Raw genomic sequence first — 19,082 nt, 5'->3', positions numbered from 1 at the left:
AACCTCTTGATATTTTACTTGTCTGAGGCCAGTGAAACCGGCCGCTCTCCCAACCCGCCCTGACTTGGACGTTCTGCAGGCCGGGGATGGAATGGTACACGCTTGAGCCAAATTTTAAAGGCTTCCCAATGGATTGCCACAATCACCTTGGCGGTCAGGAAAGGCACGCGCGCGCATTCCTTCAAGATTGCTCTGGAGGTCAGCGGAGTGCCGGATCCTGAAAATGTCGCGGACAAGAGCGGGCCCCTTGCATCCGTTTCCAGTATCCTGACCCTGACGGCGTCACCTGGTGGCAGCATGCGGAAATGGTAGTGCTGCTCCATGCTGATGAACGGAGAGACGTAGAACTCTTTCGTCTGGTGCTGGCGCACGCCTGCATCGCTCATCTGTCCGGTTTCGACCGGCAGGACGTATGTGTGCAACCCGCCGAAGGTGTTGCGCACCTCGTAAACGATTGCCGTCAGTTGATCGGTTTCGTCATAGGCGTAATAGACGCTGAGCGGGTTGAAACCATAGCCAAGGAGCCTGGGATAGGCGAGAAGCAGCACTCTGGAGGGCCGGTCGACCGACTTCTTGTCGAGCAGCATGTCGATATGCCGTCTGAGGTTGGAACCATCCCGCTTTCCGTGGTCCTTTTCGTGGAACGAAAGGACATTGAACCGGTTTATGGAAAAAAAGCGGGATTGTTTGCGGGCGCTCTCCAGCTTGTCGAGGTCCAGCAGCACGGAAAAAACAGAGTAATTGAACCTGTGTTCCGCCGGCTTCATGCGGTGATGCATCACCTGGCCGGAATAGAGTGATGCCGCTTGTTTCGGCGGATCGCCATTGTCGCTTACGGTGTTCCGGGTTTGCCGCGTCATTCGGCAGCTTCCAGAAACGCGGTTCCAGATGATGTTTTTTCCCAGGGCAGTTCCGCACCGAGCCGCTTTGCCACCGCAAGGCCGGAGGCGAGGCCATCCTCGTGGAACCCATGACCGTTCCATGCGCCGCAATACCATGTGTTGTTCACGCCCTGTATCTCGCCGATGCGTTTTTTGGCACTCAGGGCGGCAGCATCGAATTGCGGATGGTCGTAGATGTATTTCGCAAAGGTTTTGTCCGCGCTTGGAGCTTCAAACGGGTTCAACGTTACGAAAACGGGTTTGCTGCGATCGATGTTTTGAAGTCGGTTCATCCAGTAGCTGACGGTGACATCGCGCGTTTCACCGGCATCGCGGTCCGACATGTAGTTCCACGACGACCAAACCTTCTTCCGCTTTGGCATCAGGCGTTCGTCGCGATGGAGATAAACCTCATTCGGACGGTATCTGATGGCGCTGAGTATTTCATGTTCCTGCGGGCTCGGATCGCCGAGCATGGCAAGGCTCTGGTCGCTGTGACTTGCGAGAATGACGTGGTCGAAGACGTCGCTATGCCCGCTTTCATCCTTCACGACGACCTTCTGGTTCTTCCGCATGATCTCGGCGACCGGTGTGCCAAGTCTGATTTTCCCCGCAAGGGGGGCGAGCAGGCGGTTCACGTAGTTTCGGCTTCCGCCGGATATTGTGCGCCAGAGCGTAGGCTCGAACGACAGCAGACGGTGATTTTCGAAGAAGGCGACAAAACTCTCCGCCGGATAGGAACGCATTTCGTTGATCGGGGTGGACCAGATCGCAGCTCCCATGGCGAGCAGGTAGTCGTTGATGAAACCCTGCGAATAGCGGTTGTTCTCCAGGTAGCCACCAAGCGTCTCACCTGCAAGACGGCCCGCGTGCAGGTCAACTACGGACTGTTTGTTGAAACGGAATATGTCCTTCAGCATGAAAAGAAACCGGGGCGAGACCAGGTTTGAGCGTTGCGCAAACACAGTGTTGATCGAGTCGCCCGACCACTCGAGACTTCCACTGTCGGCGGAAAGCGCAAAGCTCATGTCGCTCGCTTCGGTCCGGACGTCGAGGTGATCGAGAAGGGCGGTAAAATTGGGGTAGTTACGTTCGTTGTAAACAATGAAACCGGTGTCGACCGATATCGGCGTTCCGTCGTAGTCGATGTCGGCTGTCGCACTATGACCTCCGGCGCGTGCGCGTTTTTCGTAAAGTACGACGTCGTGCTGTTCACTGAGGGCCCAAGCAACACTGTTTCCGGAAATCCCGGAGCCGATGACGGCTATCCGCATGTTCAATCCTTTTCGAGTCTGGGCAGTCCGCAAGGACTTGCGGCCAGGCGAGATTTTATTGGTTTTGTAAGTGGGTTACGGCAAAGAAATAGGCTCGGATCACGCAGAGCGATGAATTTAATAAATTAATTTTTCCGGCAAGTCTGCGCGCTGTTGACCGGCAGTGGGACTGCCGTGGCTTTACCGGCCCGCCAGCGCAAACACGCGGTGACCGCAAACGCAAAACGGGTCCGCTGGAGTAGCGGACCCGTTCTTTTGCTTATGAACGAAAAAAGTCTGATCAGGCTTGCAATGTATCCACGAGCCAGTTCCAGGCAATTTCAACACGTGTTCTGGCCGCATCAAAAAACGCGACGATATTGTTCCAAACGGACTGGCCAAAATCGGCCACCTGCAACATCGTCCCACGCTCGATGGGCTCGTTTTCAGTTTCGATGAGTTCGACAGTCGTCGCGTCGGTGCCCTCGTTGACAACCCGCCGGGTCACCATGAGAGCGCCTTCAGTCACGAGACGGGACTCGTCCTTACCGGCAACGACCGTTTCCTGGTCCATTGAACGCACGACAACAGCACGTCCATCCGGCAGCAGGTGGGTTTCGTTCTGGCTCACCTCGGAATCGTAGATGACCTCACCATAGGAATCGATGAGTTCCACCCAGACAGTGTTCCTGCCGTCGAGTTCAATTTCACCGACCCAGATGGTCAACTCGCTCTCAAGCGGATCCTTTTGGTCAACCGTCGCAGACGCCACGGTCACCGCGAGACGATCCTCGGGCAAGGTGATGGTCTCTTGGGGCAGTTGTTCGGCTAATGCGCCGCTCGCCATGGCGAGGATGAGACCGAGCGCAATAGTTCCAGCTCTGGTATTCCGTTGCATGTTCGCCTCCCAAGGCTAATACAACCAGCTCAACCGCACTTGGGGCACTTGCGGATACGGTCCATTTTGGGCTCTTTTCCGCAGGGTTTCTGTATTTTGTGAGCGTGCGCCCCACGCTGCGCGGTCACGATTTTGCCATTATCGCACCACATTCTACGTTTTGAGTGTAACGAACATCACATTTTTCGGTGATTTCATTTACTTTCTGTAAATAAATGTGGTTTCAGGCCGGTTATTCAAGGTCATTCACCGTGACGTGACCGAAAGTATCCTGTTAAAAATGCTGATAAGTTGAAGCTGATCCTGTCATAATTGGCAATTGGTACGTTTGAAAACATGCCAAAGATAGCTTTGTTTAAAATTTTCGGCAATCGTGAATCGTTCCTTAACGTAAATTTTGATGGTTTACGTCAGGTTTGCTGCCTTAACAGAAGACAGCGAAGACAAGCAATGTGGAACGCCTACGCGACATCTTATGGGCCTTTTTCGTCGAATGCGTCGATTGTAGCTCTGAGCTGCTGCACCTGCTCGGCACTGGTCACCTTCATGCCATTTTGAGCGATGAACCCCAGACGCATTTCGACCTGGTCCCGGCCGGCCACCTTCTCGCGCACGGAGCAGGACGCGTGCAACTCGCGAACACCGGTTGCGGTCAGGATGCGCGTTGCATTCAGGTGAGTGACGCCAGACCCTGCCATGATGGAGATTCGTCCGTCAGCGATGCGAACGATCTCGGACAGGGCCTGCAAGTGTTGTTCCGCTTTCTGTCCCTGGCCGGACGTGAGAATGCGTTCGAAGCCGAGGTCGATTGCTCCTTCGATCGCTGTTTTGAGGTTCTTAAATGTGTCGAATACCCGGTGAAGGGTGCTCGCCAGCCCGCTTTGACGAAGAGCAGGGGCGAGGAACTCGACGTCGAGACGGCCTTCGGAAGTCACCGCACCGGTCACGATGCCGCTCATGCCGTATTGGACGGCAAGCTGAATGTCCCTGAGCATGATCGTCTTTTCGGCGTCCGAGTACCTGAAATCGCCCGGTCGCGGTCTGATCATTGCGAAGACCGGAACAGGTAGCCTCGATGCAGCGGCCATCATGCCGGCGGACGGGGTCAGACCGCCTTCCGAGAGCGCCGCGCAAAGTTCGATGCGATCAGCACCGTTTTCCGCGGCGATCCAGGCACCTTCTATGGTATCGACGCACACCTCCAACTTCGTGCAAGTCATTGTGCTTCGCTCCCGAACGTCTTGAGTGCGAAAATACCGGCGCCCTGCAATCCACCATTTGCGGCGAAGGCGCCGCGGACAATCAGCGGATCCTGGTAATGGGCCAGAACGAGATCCCGCGTTTTCCTGTCGATGAGTCCGAGAAGCTTCTCGTCATTGGATAACCCGCCGCTCACCGGAATGACGTGAGGTCCTATTGTGTTGACCAGACCGGAGAGCGCGCGCGAAACAAGCGTCGTGAACGCATCGACCGTATCGCCTGCGTCTTTTGCACCCAGGTGCCAGTGGTGGGTTATCTCGCGGCTCGATATCTTGACGCCGTGCAACGAGGCGTGAATCCGCTCCATGCCGCGCGCCGATCCCACCGCATCAACACAACCGACGAGACCGCAACCACACGTGTAGCGGTCAACCCCGCTGAGTGTTCCACCCGCTGTGGGATCAATGATGGGGCCGTGTCCCCATTCTCCTGCAATGCCGCCGAATCCGGTGACGAGTTCGCCGTTGATGACGAGGCCACCGCCGACACCCGACCCCAGGATGATCCCGAAAACGACTGGCTTACCCCGACCGGTGCCGTCAACGGCTTCGGCAAGTGCAAATGCATTGGCATCGTTGATGATTGCGACCGGGAGCCCTAGTGCGGCGCTGAGTTCTTTTTGAACCTCGCGCCCGTGCAGGCATGGAATGTTGGCGACATCGGCGATACCCGTTCGTTCATCATAGGCGCCGGCCAGCGAGATCGAAATCCTGGAGGTACCCGGAGCGGCAGCGTTCCTCACGGCCATCACAAATTCTTCCCAGTCGTGCCGGGGCGTCTCGATGCGTTCGCTTTCCGAAACGGTGCCGGTGGCAACCAATGCTCCGGACCTTATGAACGAACCTCCAATGTCGTAGCAGGTTATCATCGCCAGTACACAGCTCCTCGCGCGCGACAATTACGAGCCAATTTAAATACCAATATGCAACCAATTGGCCGGGCAGTAAATGAAAAACTCGCAGTCCGTTTCGGACGCTTCAACTGGACCGGTGTCAAAGAAATGGACGCAGGTTGCCGTCGGAGCGAGCCAGTGCAGCGTCGGCGGCATCGACATCCAGGCCCCTGAGCACCATCAGGATCGCGGTTTTAACCCTCCCGTCCGCTTTGTGCAGCGCGTCCGCAGCAGCGTCGGGAGTGCAATCGGTCAGGTCCATCAGAATACGTTGCGCACGCTGCCGCAGTTTGTCGTTGTCGGCAACGAGGTTGACCATGTGTCCCCTGACAGCATGTCCAAGCCTGAGGGCCACCAGCGTCGACATCATGTTCAGCGCGGCCTTCTGGGCGCTGGCAGCGCCAAGCCGTGTTGAACCGGCAATGATTTCGGGCGGCGTCTCCAAGAGGATGGCGTGGGTGACGTCATGCAAAAGGGGTGTATTTGCGTTGTTTGCAATACCGATCGTCACTGTGCCTGCGCTGTTTGCCGCTTGAACCGCAGCGAGTGTGTAGGGTGTCTTGCCGCTCGCTGAAACCGCAATCAGAACATCTTCGGCGCCTAGTCCGGAGTCCTCAAAGTCTTTGCGGCCGGCTTCCATGTCGTCTTCATGTACTCCGGCCAGGTTCAGGAGGTTTTCAGCGCCGCCCGCATAAAGCATGCGCATGCGATCCGCTGGGAAGCCGAAGGTGCCGGGCAGTTCGAGGCAGTCCGTCAAGGCCATGAGACCGGCGCTGCCGGCACCTGCGTATCCGATTTTGCCGCCTGTATCGGCGGCCATGTGAAGAGACGCCGCGGCCGCACTGATCTGTGGGAGCGCATCGCGGGTTGCTTCAAGCGCATCGACCTGCCGTTGAAGAATAACCGCGAGCACATCTTCATCCGGCCTGGTCGACAGGCCGATGGATTGCGGATCACGGTCTTCGGTTGTCGGCAGGGTCATTTTCCGGAAACTCGAACACATGCGGTACTTCCCCGAGACACCGGCAAAACGTGGTCGCCGATGAGGTGGCAGCAGACGCTGACGGTGCCCCGCGGTCGGGTGAATTTCTTTTAACACTTGATTTTAGGTTTCGATAGAGTTTAAATTGGTATCTGAAAGGTATTATTTTAGCCAAGGCGCCACGCGCAATGACAGACTTCGTTTCCATGCTGGAAAAAGGTGACTGGCTTGCTGCCTCAAGCGGGCCCAGATACCTGTTGTTGCGTCGGCGCATCCTGCAGGCAATCGACGAAGGCGTGTTGAAGGAAAACGAGCCTCTGCCGTCGGAAAGAGATATTGCCGCCATGACCGAGCTTTCCAGGGTCACGGTGCGCAAGGCGGTTGCCGGTCTGGTTGAAGATCAGGTCGTGGTGCAGAAACGGGGAAGCGGCTCGTTTGTTGCGCCCAAGGTGCAGAAGGTTGAACAGCGCCTGTCAAGCTTGACCTCCTTTAGCGAGGACATGGCGCGCAGGGGAATGGAGGCCAGCAGTGAATGGCTGAAGAGGGGGCTCTTTCCTGCATCGCCTGAGGAGATGTTTACACTCGGACTGAGTTCGGGTGAACGGGTTGCGCGTGTCGAGCGTCTCCGTAAGGCGGACGGCACACCGATGGCGATTGAACGGGCTTCGCTTTCAGAAAAGGTGCTGCCCAGTCCGGAACAGGTTTCGACTTCACTCTATGCCGTGCTGCGCATCTCGGGAATGCAGCCGGTGCGCGCCATTCAGCGCATTTCCGCGCGCAGCCTTGACCAGACGGATGCCGATATTCTCGGCGTGCCGGCAGGTTCAGCCGGCCTCAAGATCGAACGTGTTTCCTATCATGCCTCCGGCCACGTCATTGAGTTCACGCGGTCGGTCTATCGAGGCGATGCGTATGATTTCATCGCAGAGCTGCAAATAACGGAAGACTAGTTTCAATGTCCGACAGCTTGTCTGTGAACAAACCCACGCATATGCGGCGGGAAATCGAGGAAATACCGGACGCTGTGAGCCGCCTGCTTTCAGAGGCGCGTCCCGGCATTCGGAAAATCGCTGAAACTGCCGGTTCACCGGTCTTTCTGGCCAGCGTTGCACGTGGCTCGTCGGACCACGCGGCCATGTATCTGAAATATGCCTCCGAAATCTATCTCGGACTTGCAATGGCGTCGCTGGGACCGTCCGTTTCCTCGGTTTACGGCGGGAAGGTTCAGCTTGCAAACGCTCTCGTCGTCGCGATCTCGCAATCGGGCGCCAGCCCCGACATTTTGTCCGTTGTCGGCGCGGCCGTGAAACAGGGCGCAACCGCGATCGGCTTCACCAACACGGCTGACAGTCCGCTCGCACAGACGTCTACGGCGACAATAGATATTTGCGCAGGGCCCGAACAAAGCGTTGCGGCCACAAAGACCTATGTCAATTCGGTGATCGCCGGCCTTATGCTGCTGGCCGAGATAGGACAGGACTCCGAGCTTTCGCGGGCGCTTGAACTTGTGCCTTCAAGTCTTGAAAAGGCGATTGAAACCGATTGGTCCGTCTTGGCGGATCCGATCGAAAAGCGAGGATCGCTCTACGTGGTCGGGCGAGGTCCCGGTCTCGCGGTCGCCAATGAAGCGGCTCTCAAATTCAAGGAAACCTGCCAGATACACGCGGAAGCCTATTCTTCTGCCGAGGTGCTGCATGGTCCGGTCTCGATTGTCGAAGATGGATATCCGGTCCTTGTGCTCGGTGTGCGGGATGCTGCCGAGGCGGGCCTTGCTCAAACGGCGGATCGGATGGCGGCACAGGGCGGAATCGTCTTTGCCACTACAGATAAGGTTGCACGCGCGAGACGGCTCGATTTTGAAGCGGCCGCGCATCCGCTCACCGATGCGATCACACAGATTGTTTCATTTTACGCTTTCATAGAGTGGTTTGCCCGCCGCCGCGGGTTTAATCCGGATGTTCCGCGGCATTTGAAGAAGGTGACGCAGACGGTATGACGGACAGGGCGGCTTACACCGCGCAGCGGATATTCGACGGCGGCACGATCCGGGAGAATGTGGCGGTGCTCGTTGAGGACGGGGCCGTGGCAGGAATTGTGTCAGCGTCCGACATTCCGGGTGCCTACCCCGTGGACGATTTGGGCAAAGGGCTCCTTTCACCGGGGCTCGTCGATCTTCAGGTAAACGGTGGCGGTGGGCTCATGCTCGGGGACGCCCGGTCGCTTGACGATTTGTCCGCGATTTGCGCCGCGCATGTGCAACTTGGCACCACCGCGATGACGCCGACACTGATCACGGACACCCCTGAAACGACGCACGGGGTCGTCGAACTGTGTGTTCAAGCTGCTGCTCGCGGAGTTCCGGCCTTTCATGGCCTGCATCTGGAAGGGCCGCACCTGTCGGTGAACCGGAAAGGGGCGCATGACGCCGGTCTGATCAGGCCTATGACGGCGGACGATCTTGCATTTTATCTTGAAGCAGCAAGGCGACTGCCCAGCCTGATGATGACTGTGGCACCGGAGACGGTGACGCCCGATCAGATCGAAGTTCTCCGTAAAGGCGGCGTCCGTGTCAGTCTCGGTCATACCGGAGCGGGGTTTGACGTTTGCAAAAGGGCCGGGGAGGCGGGTGCGACATGTGTTACCCACCTCTTCAATGCAATGAGCCCGCTTCAGCACCGTGAACCCGGGCTCGTGGGCGCAGCGCTCGATCTGGGAGGCTTCGATGCCGGATTGATTGCGGACGGGATCCACGTTGACCCCGTCGCGATCCGGATTGCGATGAAATCAAAACGCGGTCCAGGGCGGATCTTCCTCGTAACCGATGCCATGTCGCAAACCGGAACGAATGTGAACACCTTCACGCTTGGCGGGCGGACGATCTTCCGGAAAAACGGTATGTTGTGCCTCGAAGATGGCACCTTGGCTGGAGCGGATATTGATCTGCCTTCTTCGCTGCGATTCCTGTGTGAGGTCGTCGGTGTCGACAGGGCAACCGCGCTGATGATGGCAACGTGCCATCCTGCGGATGTGATCGGCCTTCCTCTCGGTCGTCTGAAGCCGGGCTCTGCGGCCGACATGGTTCTTTTCGGACCCGACTTTGCCGTCAAAAAGGTCTGGCTTGGAGGAAAAGCCGCCGGTCCGTACTAGGGAACGGCCCGATAAATGAAGCCGATCTAGCTATCTGCCACGTCGCGAAAGGCTTGAAAATGAGCCATATTTCCTGCGCTTTCGTCTCTCGCAATCGATCAAAACGATGCAAACCAAATTGACTTCAGTGATGAGTCCATACCCTGGGAATCACTCGCTGTGAGGCTCGACTGGCAACGACTTCGTTCGCAAATCCATCATGGTGCTCTCCGGGGATTGAACCGTCAGGAACGACCGACCATACGCTTGAGTGTGCTGTCCTTGTCGATCATGTGATGCTTCAGGGCACCCGCCACATGCAAGACGATTGCCGCGATCAAGGCATATCCGGAAAAGTGGTGGATCTCTTCGGCGATTTCCGCAAGACCCTCATTGATGGCTTGTGGTCTGCCGGTGTCGCCCGGGTTTCCGGGAACCAGTTCCAAGCCGAAAATGCTAAGCCCCTGTCCGCTCATAACCGCATCCATCATTCCCGACAGCGGCATGATGAGGGTTCCCAGGATCAGGACCCAGTGAACGACGCGTGCGACGCCATGTTCCCAGGCCGGTCCTTCGCTCACGCTGTCCGGCCAGCCTTTGTTGAGGCGCAGCACAACGCGCACGACAATGACCGCAAACAGGAGCAACCCGATCGACTTGTGAACATCGTAGAGCGCAAAGGCGCGCGTCTCAGACATGTAGATCCCGAGGCAAATCAACGCGATAATCCCCGCTGCCACCACCCAATGCAGCGCAATCTCTACTTTTGAAACAGGTTTGCTTTGCATAAATTCCTGCCTTCCCCGTTACGGCTTTTCTAGCGTCCGTAGTCGGATTTTGGATTGCGGTACATGGTGTGATAGTGCCCGCCACCGGACGCATTGCTTCCAACATTTCCGCCCGTCGAAAGAAGTTCGATGATCACGCTGGGGCCCTGGATGCGCATGTATGTCGGCGTGTTCAGTTCATCAGATCCGGTCCAGGCGAAATTGATGCTGTCCAGTTCGGCATTCAGTTCAGCCATCCGCCGTTCGGCAGCCGCTTCCGGCAGAATGGACACCCAGTGGCGAATGGCCCTTTTCAAAAGGTTCTTCTGCTCAATGGACATCTTGGACGCTTCAAGCCCGATGACAGGCGGGACCACGCCATCTTTGCCGGGGCCGGTCAGCACGTTGTCCGGCACTGCGCCGGCATCGGCAATAGCCTGTTGTTCACCGTCGAGCGCACTGAAAACCGCAAAACCCGCCTGATGCATGTCGAAGCCAACCTCGTAGTCGATTCCATCGAGAGTGAAGATCGACGGCTCCGTACCGATGAAGGAGGGAGACAGCGATGTGATTTCATCGCCGGCGATGGAAACGTTCAGGCCGAGATGATGGCCTCCGAATTGCCAGCCCCACGGTTCGTGCGACGATGGTTTTCCATAGATCGCAAACCAGTAGTTCTCCGGGGACCATTGGAAACGGGCGGCGCGTGCGTCGTGGTTCAGGAAGGCTTCCGCTGCCATGATTCCTGCCACACGTTCATAGCCGTCTTTGCTGAGTGCTGATGCGAGAAAATCGAAAAGGGAGGACCGCTGGTTCGCGTCCATTTCTCCGACCGAAATGCCCACGCGCTCTACCATGGCGGCGGGCAGGTTCGACCACGTCTGCCGAATGTCCGCATCGAAATCGAAAACGAATCTTGCGGTTTCGGCGTCGCTGAATTGTGACAGCAGCTCCGTTGCCGCCTGAAGCGCCGTTTTGGCGGAGGCATCGCCGTAGGGCTGCGAATAGTCTGGTATTGGAACGACGCTGTGACTTTGCTGGTCCGGTGCGTCATGGGCCGCCAGCGGCGTGATAAGCAGCATCGTGATGGCTGCAAATGCCGGAAATCGCATGATCAGTCTCCGTAGGGTGCTTAATGGGCCTCAAGGCGCGAACTGCAGGAACAGATCCGTGGCGCCGCGCAGTCTTGCCATGATCGCAAGCGTTCATGAAAAGGCATGTGTCCGGCGCGCAAGACCTCTTGTCACGGCGATTAAACCTCATGCCGACCACAGGGGATTATGACGTTTGCGAATCTTCTCGCGATGGCTTTCAGGTTCCGGCGGGACGGGCGCAGCGAGACCCCAAACGGCATCCCTTGCGGTTATTCCTCAGGGGGTTGCATCCGCCTGAGCCACGCATGATATCTGGACATGTCCGCCCGGAGTATGTCGACAACACTGCCGAGCGCATCAGCGAATGCCTGTGTTTCCCTGAGTTTTCTTTCCATGATCGCGACCGGATCGTCGAGGAAAGACTCGCCTTTCGGTTCGGAAAATCCGCTGTCGGCGGTTTCGACCTCTCCGAGGGCAGGACCGTCGCACAAGGCACGCGCCTGTGCATCAAAGTTCAGCGCATCATGGATGGTTTCGGCCAATTCGGTAAATCCGATCACGAACCCGCCCGAAGCCAGGTCGTTGTCGCTCGGATTGATCTGCATCAGGATCCGATGGTCGCTGCCTTTGAAGTCACCATTCAGGATCGTGCCAAACGGCTGTCCGGTCGCCGAGTTTTCCCTGTAGTGTACGACTGCACGCTGAAAGTCGTTTTCTCTCAAGGCGTCCGCGACCTTTTTCTTGGTCTCAGCAGTCTCAACTACGATCTTCGCCATCTGTTCCTTCTCTGAAATGAAATCAAAGGTTGTGCACTGCCGAACGCTATCTCATAGAGTTTGGAATGTGAAGTGCTGTTATCGGGAAATAAAGGCCGGTGCGCGCGAAAAAAAAGCAGGCGTAGAGCGATCATACTATTTGGATTTACTTTATTTCGCAGGCGGTATCAGTAAATCTGACGGGTTTAGTCTTGCTGTTTCGGGAGCAGGCGGGCCGCGCGATACCTGAAAGGCTCGCTTTGAACCCGGTGACAATCACACCGCATTGCGAGCGAGGCCAGGCGCATACGTGCCTTTGCGAACACAAAAACTGTTCGCTTCGCACGTTCCGAATTGTCATTTGAAAGAAGGGTGGTGATGGCTCCCCAGGCCGGACTCGAACCAGCGACCCAGCGATTAACAGTCGCTTGCTCTACCAACTGAGCTACTGGGGATCACCACATTGGGGCCGGTTAGCGACCGCCCCGCCGATGGGCAAGCGTATATCAAAGGCTTGATCCGTTTGCCAAGCCCCAGCACGCGTTTTTTTCATCCGGCCGTCATTTTTTTGTGCCCGGTGTGGAAAAAGGCAAAAAATCCATACACTTCGCCGCCTTTGCCGATTTGAGCGTCCTGTGGGGACGGAGGTCTCAGACGGCAGGATTTTCGTCAGATCTTGTGGTGATTTGGCTTCGATTGTGCCGAGACCCTCCAGGTGCAATTGTTTGTCTGCGCGATTTCCGAAGCTTGTCACTTGCAGAATATGAGTTTAGGAAGGATTCCGACGGTTCCGGAAAGGCTTCGGCCTGATCCGGATGAAACGGGAATCCGGTGACAGCGCTCGGCGCCAATCCGGAGCTGCCCCCGCAACTGTAAACGGCGAGCGATTGCACATAAGCCACTGGTCCGGCGGGCCGGGAAGGGGTGCATGAGGCCACCAGCCGTGAGCCAGGAGACCGGCCGTCACAAGACTAACCCTTGCAGCTGTCGGGTGGACGGCCGGGAGATTGTGGTGATTGAACGAACAGGGCCCAGGTCCACTCTTGTCTTTGGGGGCGCACGCTCCGGCAAAAGCACGTTTGCCGAACGGCTCGCGGAGCAGTCCGGCCTTCAAAAGATCTACGTTGCGACAGGAACCGCGTTCGATGCCGAAATGGCCGACCGCATCGCGGCTCATCAGCGTCAGCGCGGCGACGGTTGGCACACCATCGAAGAACAGTTCGATCTTACAACGATCCTGCAGCGGGAGTGCCGGCCGGGACGGGTTGTTTTGGTTGATTGCCTCACGCTCTGGCTCTCCAATCTGACATTCGCTGGAAAGGACATCGCTGGCGAAACAGCAAAGCTCTGCGATGCTGTCCGCGAACTTCCGTCTGCATGCGTCTTCGTATCCAACGAGGTCGGCATGGGGATCGTGCCGGACAACCGTCTTTCCAGGTCGTTTCGAGATGCGCAGGGACGGCTCAATCAGGATATCGCTCAAGCATGCAGCCAGGTGGTCTTTGTTGCAGCCGGACTGCCCTTGCTGATGAAACCCAACCCCTACATGGACATTGCCCTATGAACACGCCCAGCCCGCAAAAAGGACAGAAAATACCGGCAACGATCGTGACCGGGTTTCTGGGTGCAGGAAAAACGACACTGATCCGCAACCTTCTGCAGAACGCCAACGGACGCAAGATCGCATTGATCGTCAACGAATTCGGAGATATGTGCTTTGACGGGTCGCTGGTGAACGGCTGTGCCGACCCCGACTGCGCCGCCGAAGAAGTGGTCGAACTCACCAACGGCTGCATCTGCTGCACAGTCGCGGATGACTTCCTGCCGACCATGGAAATGCTGCTGTCGCGTGAAACTCCGCCCGAGCACATCGTCATCGAGACATCCGGTCTCGCGTTGCCGCAACCGCTCGTCCGGGCGTTCTCGTGGCCCAGTGTGAAGACGAAGGTAACCGTGGATGGCGTTGTGACGGTTCTGGATGCGGCTGCACTTGCCGAGGGCAGGATCGCACTGGACGAAGATGCGCTTGAGGCGCAGCGCGCTGCCGACGAAGCGCTGGATCATGAAAGTCCGGTGGAAGACCTGTTCCAGGATCAGCTGCGCTGCGCTGATCTGGTTGTTCTGAACAAGGCCGATCTCGTCTCGGGCGACACGCTGAAATCGGTCGAGGAGAAAATCCAGGCGGACGTTCGTTCCGCGGTTCACATCGTATCCTCAGAGAAGGGCACGCTGCCCATCGAAGTCTTGCTGGGCCGCCAGTCCGCGGCCGAAGACGATATGGCCGCGCGTCATGAGCATCATCATCATGACCACGACCACGACCACGATCATGAACATGAACATGAACATGGCCAAGAGCACCATCATCACGACCATCACCACCATGATGACTTTGAGAGCTTTGTGATTGATGTACCTGCATTCCACAGTCTGAAGGTCGTGGAAGAAAGAGTGCTTGAAGGAATGGCACTCGAAGGCGTGCTTCGGATCAAGGGAACGGTTGCGATTGAAGGCAAGCCGGCGCCTGCCATGGTGCAGGCGGTCGGACCAAGGGTTGAAACCTGGTTTGCCGCCGGGGCGGAAAGCTCCGGAAGGCTGGTCGTCATCGGTCTGAAGGGGTTTGACCTGGACGCCATCCGCGCGCTGTTCGGCAGTGTGAAAGCTGCCGCCTGAACACTCAAAAAGACTTGGAGCGGGCTAGCCTGAAATAGCCTGGCCGCCCGACGCTTCAGACAAGAAGAAGACCAGCAAGCATGCATATACTGGCCAGTCAGACACGACGGATTGACGACGGGGGAGATGCCGTCGATCTCGGCCAATCACCCGCCGATATCCTTTTCCTGTCGGCGGCGGACACCGAGCTTGGCAGTTTTGCATTGTCCCATGCCGGGCTTGGTGCGGATCGTGCAAGCCTGCGCCTCGCCAACCTTATGGCGCTGTCACATCCTTATTCGATCGACCTTTACGCCGAACAGACGGTCAGGGGGTCCAAGCTCGTGGTCCTGCGCATTCTGGGTGGGGTTGAGTACTGGCGCTACGGTCTTGAACGCATTGGTGAGGAAATACGCGCGAACGGCGGCGAACTGATCGTCGTGCCAGGCGATGACAAGTGGGATGACAAACTCACGGCGCATTCGACCCGACCCGCCGACGAGGTCCACAGGTTTTGGCGGTACTGTGTTGAAGGCGGAGCCGAAAACTATGCCAACGCACTGCGTTTCGCCGCGTTCCTGATCGGTCTTTCCGAGGAGCCGGCGCACCCTGTGCCGCTCCCGCGTGCCGGGGTGTACCTGAAGGGGCAGGCCTCGCCGGATCTGCAAAGCGTGACGGCCGAATGGAGGGACCGGTCGCGCCCCGTCGCGGCCATCACCTTTTACCGTGCGCTCATCCAGGGGGCACAGACCGCGCCCATTGATGCGCTCGTCGAAGCGCTTGATCAGGCCGGCATCAACGCGCTGCCAGTCTTCGTTTCCAGTTTGAAGGAAGTCGAATCCGTCGCAATACTGGAAAGCCTTTTCGACGGGGCGAAGCCTGATGTTGTTCTGAACGGGACCGCCTTTGCCGTGTCGAAAGCGGGAAGCGCGCATCAGCCGACACCGCTCGACAGGATCAACAAGCCTGTGCTGCAAGTGGTGTTTTCCTCGTCTTCGAAACAAGGCTGGGAGGAAAGCGACCAGGGATTGTCGGTCAGGGACCTGGCCATGCATGTCGTTCTGCCTGAGATCGACGGCCGTATTCTCACGCGCGCCGTTTCCTTCAAGGAGGAAGGCACATTCGATGAGGCCACTCAGTCGACGCCGGTGCGTTTCGTGCCCGTCGCCGACAGGATCGATTTTGTTGCAAACCTTGCTGCAAACTGGGCAGCGCTCGGCAGGAAACCGGCGGCACGCAAGAAAACGGCGCTGATCCTGGCGAACTATCCGAACAAGGACGGCCGGCTTGCCAATGGAGTCGGTCTCGATACCCCGGCATCCTGCACGGCGCTTCTGGGTGCCATGACGGCTGCAGGTTTTGACACCGGAAACGTGCCTCAAACATCCGCCGGTCTCATGGACATGCTGACCTCAGGCGTTACCAATGCGCTTGAAGGGCGTTCGCGCCGGAAGACATACGAAGAGCTGTCGCTCTTTGATTATCAAAGGGCCTATGGAGGATTGCCGGAGCAACTGAAATTGGCTGTGTCTGCGCGTTGGGGGACGCCGGAGAGCGATCCGCATGTGGTCGATGGAAAGTTCCGGCTTGCGCTGCACCGCTTCGGAAACCAGGTCGTCGGTATCCAGCCCGCGCGGGGCTACAACATCGATCCGAAAGAAACCTATCACGATCCGGACCTGGTTCCGCCGCACCACTACTTCGCGTTTTACATCTGGCTACGCCAGAGTTTCGACGTCGATGCGATTGTCCATCTCGGCAAACATGGCAATCTCGAATGGTTGCCGGGCAAGGCACTCGCCCTTTCGCAAACCTGCTTCCCCGAAGCTGTTCTTGGCCCGGTTCCCAATATCTATCCCTTCATTGTCAATGACCCCGGCGAAGGCGCACAGGCCAAGCGGCGCACGTCCGCGGTTATCGTCGATCACCTGACACCTCCACTCACGCGCGCGGAAAGTCATGGCGTTGCCGAAGAGCTGGAAACGCTGCTGGATGAGTATTACCTCGCCAGCGGCTTAGATCCGCGCCGTTTGAAACTCTTGACGCGCGAAATCCTCGACGCGGCGGTCCGCCACGGTCTCGACCGGGATATCGGCCTCGATGACAACATGGATGAAGAGACGCGTCTCGCCCGGCTCGATGCACATCTTTGCGACTTGAAAGAGCTGCAGATCCGCGACGGTCTCCATATTCTCGGACAAAGTCCGCAAGGCGGTCAGCTTGTCGATCTGCTTTGCGCGCTTGCCAGGGTGCCGCGCGGTTCAGAAATGCATCAGCAAAGCCTGCAAGGGGCGCTCGCGCGTGACCTTTCCCTGGATGACTTCGACCCGCTCGACTGCGATTTTTCTGAGGTCTGGTCCGGTGTGAAACCCGAAGCGCTCTTGTCGGTTTCCGCTTCTCCCTGGCGATCGAACGGCGATACGGTTGAAAGGTTGGAGCTACTGAGCAGCGACCTCATCGCCGGGATTCGCGCAGCACAACCTGAATGGCAGGGCACCAGGGCGGTTCTTGATGCGATCGAAACGACACTCAAGACCGCCGTCCAGGACTCGGGACCTTCGGAAACGGCATCGGTGTTGAAAGCGCTGAACGGTCACTTCGTCGAACCGGGACCGTCCGGAGCGCCGTCGCGCGGTCGCCCTGACGTGCTGCCTACCGGAAAGAATTTCTATTCGGTCGACGTTCGTGCTGTCCCGACCGAAACAGCCTGGCGGCTCGGTTGGCAGTCTGCCGGCCTTGTCGCGGACCGGTATTTTCAGGAAGAAGGCGAATGGCCGACATCGCTGGTGCTGACCTGTTGGGGCACGGCCAACATGCGCACGGGCGGAGACGACATTGCACAGGCTCTGGCGCTCATTGGCGCAAGACCGGTCTGGGAACAGACTTCGGGCAGGGTGACCGGGTTTGAAATCCTGAAACTGTCGGAACTGGGCCGGCCGCGTATCGATGTGACTCTGCGGGTGTCGGGCTTTTTCCGCGATGCATTTCCGCACCAGATGGATCTGTTCGACAGTGCGGCGCGGGCGGTCGGTGCATCGAACGAGCCGGACGAAGCAAACCCGATCGCAGCGCGCATGAAGGCGGATGCGCATAAATTGCGGGTGGAGGGTTTGGAAAAGGAAGAGGCGGACCGGCGCGCGGGGTTCCGCGTCTTTGGGTCAAAGCCCGGCGCCTATGGAGCCGGGCTGCAGGCATTGATCGACGAAGGCCTGTGGCAGGACCGCTCCGATTTCGCGGAGACGTTCCTCGGGTGGGGCGGATACGCCTATGGCGGTGGCGCGGGCGGCGAAGGAGCAAAAGAGCAACTGACAACACGCCTGACGTCGGTCGATGCGGTTCTGCACAACCAGGATAACCGCGAACATGATCTTCTCGACAGTGACGACTACTACCAGTTTGAAGGCGGTCTGGCGGCGACGGTCGAAACTCTGAAGGGGGCGGCCCCGAAGGTTTTTCACAACGACCATTCCCGTCCCGAGCGTCCGGTCGTCCGGACACTTTCGGAGGAAATCGGCAGGGTCGTACGTGGACGCGCCGCCAATCCGAAATGGATACGCGGTGTGATGCGGCACGGCTACAAGGGCGCTTTCGAGATGGTCGCAACGCTCGACTACCTGTTTGCCTTTTCGGCGACGACGACGGCCGTTGGCGACCATCACTTCGATCAGCTTTACGATGCCTACATCGACGCTGACGAGGTTCGCGATTTCCTGAGAGATGCCAATCCGGCTGGATACGCAGAGATGTTGACCCGGTTTCTGGACGCAATTGAACGAGGCCTCTGGACGCCGAGGCGAAATTCGACTCATGCTGTCTTGAACGATCTGAAGACGAGTTTTGAAGGGACACCCAAGCCGTGACTGCCGAAAGCGAAAAGCCCGAGCTGACCGAAGACGAACTGAATGCGCGTCACGCAGAGAAGATGCGCAAGAAAAAAGCGGCGCGCGACAAGATCATGGCCACCAAGACCATCGAGAAGGGGTTGCTCATCGTTCATACAGGCAAGGGAAAAGGCAAGTCGACCGCCGGATTTGGCATGGTGTTCCGCTCGCTCGGCCATGGGCACAAGGTCGGGGTCGTGCAGTTCGTGAAAGGCCGGATTGAAACCGGCGAGCGCATGGCACTGGAACGGTTCTCCGATCTGGTGACGATCAAGCGCATGGGTGAGGGCTTTACGTGGGAAACGCAGGACCGGCAGCGCGATATCGATGCTGCGGAGCAGGCCTGGGAAGCCGCCAAGGACATGATCACATCAGGGGATTACCGGCTGATCCTGTGCGATGAACTCAACATCGTTCTGCGCTACGATTACATCGACATCGTCGAGGTGGTCGATTTCCTCAAGAACGAGAAACCCGAAGACGTTCATGTCGTTGTGACCGGCCGCAACGCAAAGGATGAGCTTATCGAGATTGCCGACCTTGTCACCGACATGACCCAGGTAAAACACCCGTTCCGGTCCGGCGTAAAGCCGCAGGAAGGGATCGAATTCTGAGCTGTTGTGTCAGCCTTTGTACTTAGC

General features: G+C 57.8%; 16 protein-coding genes, 1 tRNA gene and 1 riboswitch. Of the genes, 7 read left to right on the top strand and 10 right to left on the bottom strand.

Annotated elements, in window-relative coordinates; translation table 11 throughout:
- Positions 1–14 precede the first annotated feature (14 nt).
- The 6 genes from RDA78_RS22610 to RDA78_RS22585 all read right to left on the bottom strand — a co-directional run bounded on the left by RDA78_RS22610 (position 15) and on the right by RDA78_RS22585 (position 6,187).
- Positions 15–860 (bottom strand): DUF1365 domain-containing protein, encoded by an 846-nt coding sequence (locus RDA78_RS22610; protein ID WP_434052027.1) that lies wholly within the window; start codon positions 858–860, stop codon positions 15–17.
- Positions 857–2,155, bottom strand: coding sequence for an NAD(P)/FAD-dependent oxidoreductase (locus RDA78_RS22605; RefSeq protein WP_434052026.1), 1,299 nt, complete (start codon positions 2,153–2,155; stop codon positions 857–859). The genes RDA78_RS22610 and RDA78_RS22605 overlap by 4 nt, the downstream gene beginning before the upstream one ends.
- A 280-nt stretch (positions 2,156–2,435) precedes the next feature.
- Entirely contained in the window at positions 2,436–3,032 is a 597-nt protein-coding gene (locus RDA78_RS22600) for a hypothetical protein (protein WP_434052025.1), read from the bottom strand.
- Between the two features lie 473 nt (positions 3,033–3,505).
- Positions 3,506–4,252 (bottom strand): copper homeostasis protein CutC, encoded by a 747-nt coding sequence (locus tag RDA78_RS22595; protein ID WP_434052024.1) that lies wholly within the window; start codon positions 4,250–4,252, stop codon positions 3,506–3,508.
- Positions 4,249–5,160 carry an ROK family protein gene (locus RDA78_RS22590; protein ID WP_434052023.1) on the bottom strand — a complete coding sequence of 304 codons (912 nt, stop codon included), beginning with the start codon at positions 5,158–5,160 and terminating at the stop codon, positions 4,249–4,251. The genes RDA78_RS22595 and RDA78_RS22590 overlap by 4 nt, the downstream gene beginning before the upstream one ends.
- Positions 5,161–5,284: 124 nt before the next feature.
- Positions 5,285–6,187 carry an N-acetylmuramic acid 6-phosphate etherase gene (locus tag RDA78_RS22585; RefSeq protein ID WP_434052022.1) on the bottom strand — a complete coding sequence of 301 codons (903 nt, stop codon included), beginning with the start codon at positions 6,185–6,187 and terminating at the stop codon, positions 5,285–5,287.
- 167 nt (positions 6,188–6,354) lie between these two features.
- Between RDA78_RS22585 and RDA78_RS22580 the strand changes: the two genes are divergently transcribed.
- The 3 genes from RDA78_RS22580 to nagA are packed head-to-tail and all read left to right on the top strand — an operon-like array spanning position 6,355 to position 9,313.
- Positions 6,355–7,116, top strand: a complete 762-nt coding sequence (locus RDA78_RS22580; RefSeq protein ID WP_434052021.1) for a GntR family transcriptional regulator — start codon at positions 6,355–6,357, stop codon at positions 7,114–7,116.
- A gap of 5 nt (positions 7,117–7,121) precedes the next feature.
- Positions 7,122–8,162, top strand: coding sequence for an SIS domain-containing protein (locus tag RDA78_RS22575; protein ID WP_434052020.1), 1,041 nt, complete (start codon positions 7,122–7,124; stop codon positions 8,160–8,162).
- The gene (gene nagA / locus RDA78_RS22570; protein WP_434052019.1) at positions 8,159–9,313 is read left to right on the top strand and encodes an N-acetylglucosamine-6-phosphate deacetylase; all 1,155 of its coding nucleotides are present in this window, start codon (positions 8,159–8,161) and stop codon (positions 9,311–9,313) included. The genes RDA78_RS22575 and nagA overlap by 4 nt, the downstream gene beginning before the upstream one ends.
- 224 nt (positions 9,314–9,537) lie before the next feature.
- On the opposite strand, the gene RDA78_RS22565 is transcribed toward nagA, so the two are convergent.
- The 4 genes from RDA78_RS22565 to RDA78_RS22550 all read right to left on the bottom strand — a co-directional run bounded on the left by RDA78_RS22565 (position 9,538) and on the right by RDA78_RS22550 (position 12,363).
- A complete protein-coding gene (locus RDA78_RS22565) occupies positions 9,538–10,080 on the bottom strand; it encodes a cytochrome b (RefSeq protein ID WP_434052018.1) in 543 nt (180 codons plus the stop codon).
- 29 nt (positions 10,081–10,109) lie between these two features.
- Positions 10,110–11,171 (bottom strand): DUF3500 domain-containing protein, encoded by a 1,062-nt coding sequence (locus tag RDA78_RS22560; RefSeq protein ID WP_434052017.1) that lies wholly within the window; start codon positions 11,169–11,171, stop codon positions 10,110–10,112.
- 251 nt (positions 11,172–11,422) lie between these two features.
- On the bottom strand, positions 11,423–11,929 hold the full coding sequence (locus RDA78_RS22555; protein WP_434052016.1) for a hypothetical protein: 507 nt from the start codon (positions 11,927–11,929) through the stop codon (positions 11,423–11,425).
- A gap of 358 nt (positions 11,930–12,287) precedes the next feature.
- A tRNA-Asn gene (locus tag RDA78_RS22550) sits at positions 12,288–12,363 on the bottom strand.
- Positions 12,364–12,676: 313 nt separating this feature from the next.
- A riboswitch (cobalamin riboswitch) is annotated at positions 12,677–12,887 on the top strand.
- Between the two features lie 33 nt (positions 12,888–12,920).
- Here RDA78_RS22550 and cobU point away from each other — a divergent pair.
- From cobU to cobO, 4 genes are all read left to right on the top strand, one after another.
- Positions 12,921–13,472: a bifunctional adenosylcobinamide kinase/adenosylcobinamide-phosphate guanylyltransferase gene (gene cobU, locus RDA78_RS22545; RefSeq protein WP_434052015.1), complete on the top strand. Its 552-nt coding sequence runs from the start codon at positions 12,921–12,923 to the stop codon at positions 13,470–13,472.
- Complete coding sequence (gene cobW / locus RDA78_RS22540) at positions 13,469–14,581, top strand: cobalamin biosynthesis protein CobW (protein WP_434052014.1); 1,113 nt, start codon at positions 13,469–13,471, stop codon at positions 14,579–14,581. The genes cobU and cobW overlap by 4 nt, the downstream gene beginning before the upstream one ends.
- 80 nt (positions 14,582–14,661) lie before the next feature.
- The gene (gene cobN / locus RDA78_RS22535) at positions 14,662–18,420 is read left to right on the top strand and encodes a cobaltochelatase subunit CobN (protein WP_434052013.1); all 3,759 of its coding nucleotides are present in this window, start codon (positions 14,662–14,664) and stop codon (positions 18,418–18,420) included.
- On the top strand, positions 18,417–19,055 hold the full coding sequence (gene cobO, locus RDA78_RS22530) for a cob(I)yrinic acid a,c-diamide adenosyltransferase (RefSeq protein ID WP_434052012.1): 639 nt from the start codon (positions 18,417–18,419) through the stop codon (positions 19,053–19,055). The genes cobN and cobO overlap by 4 nt, the downstream gene beginning before the upstream one ends.
- Positions 19,056–19,082 lie beyond the last annotated feature (27 nt).

Origin of the sequence: Roseibium sp. (genome assembly GCF_051016195.1) — a bacterium.
GTDB lineage: Bacteria > Pseudomonadota > Alphaproteobacteria > Rhizobiales > Stappiaceae > Roseibium.
Note: the sequence above shows the minus strand (reverse complement) of the source record. Positions and strands in the feature narration are given on the sequence as shown.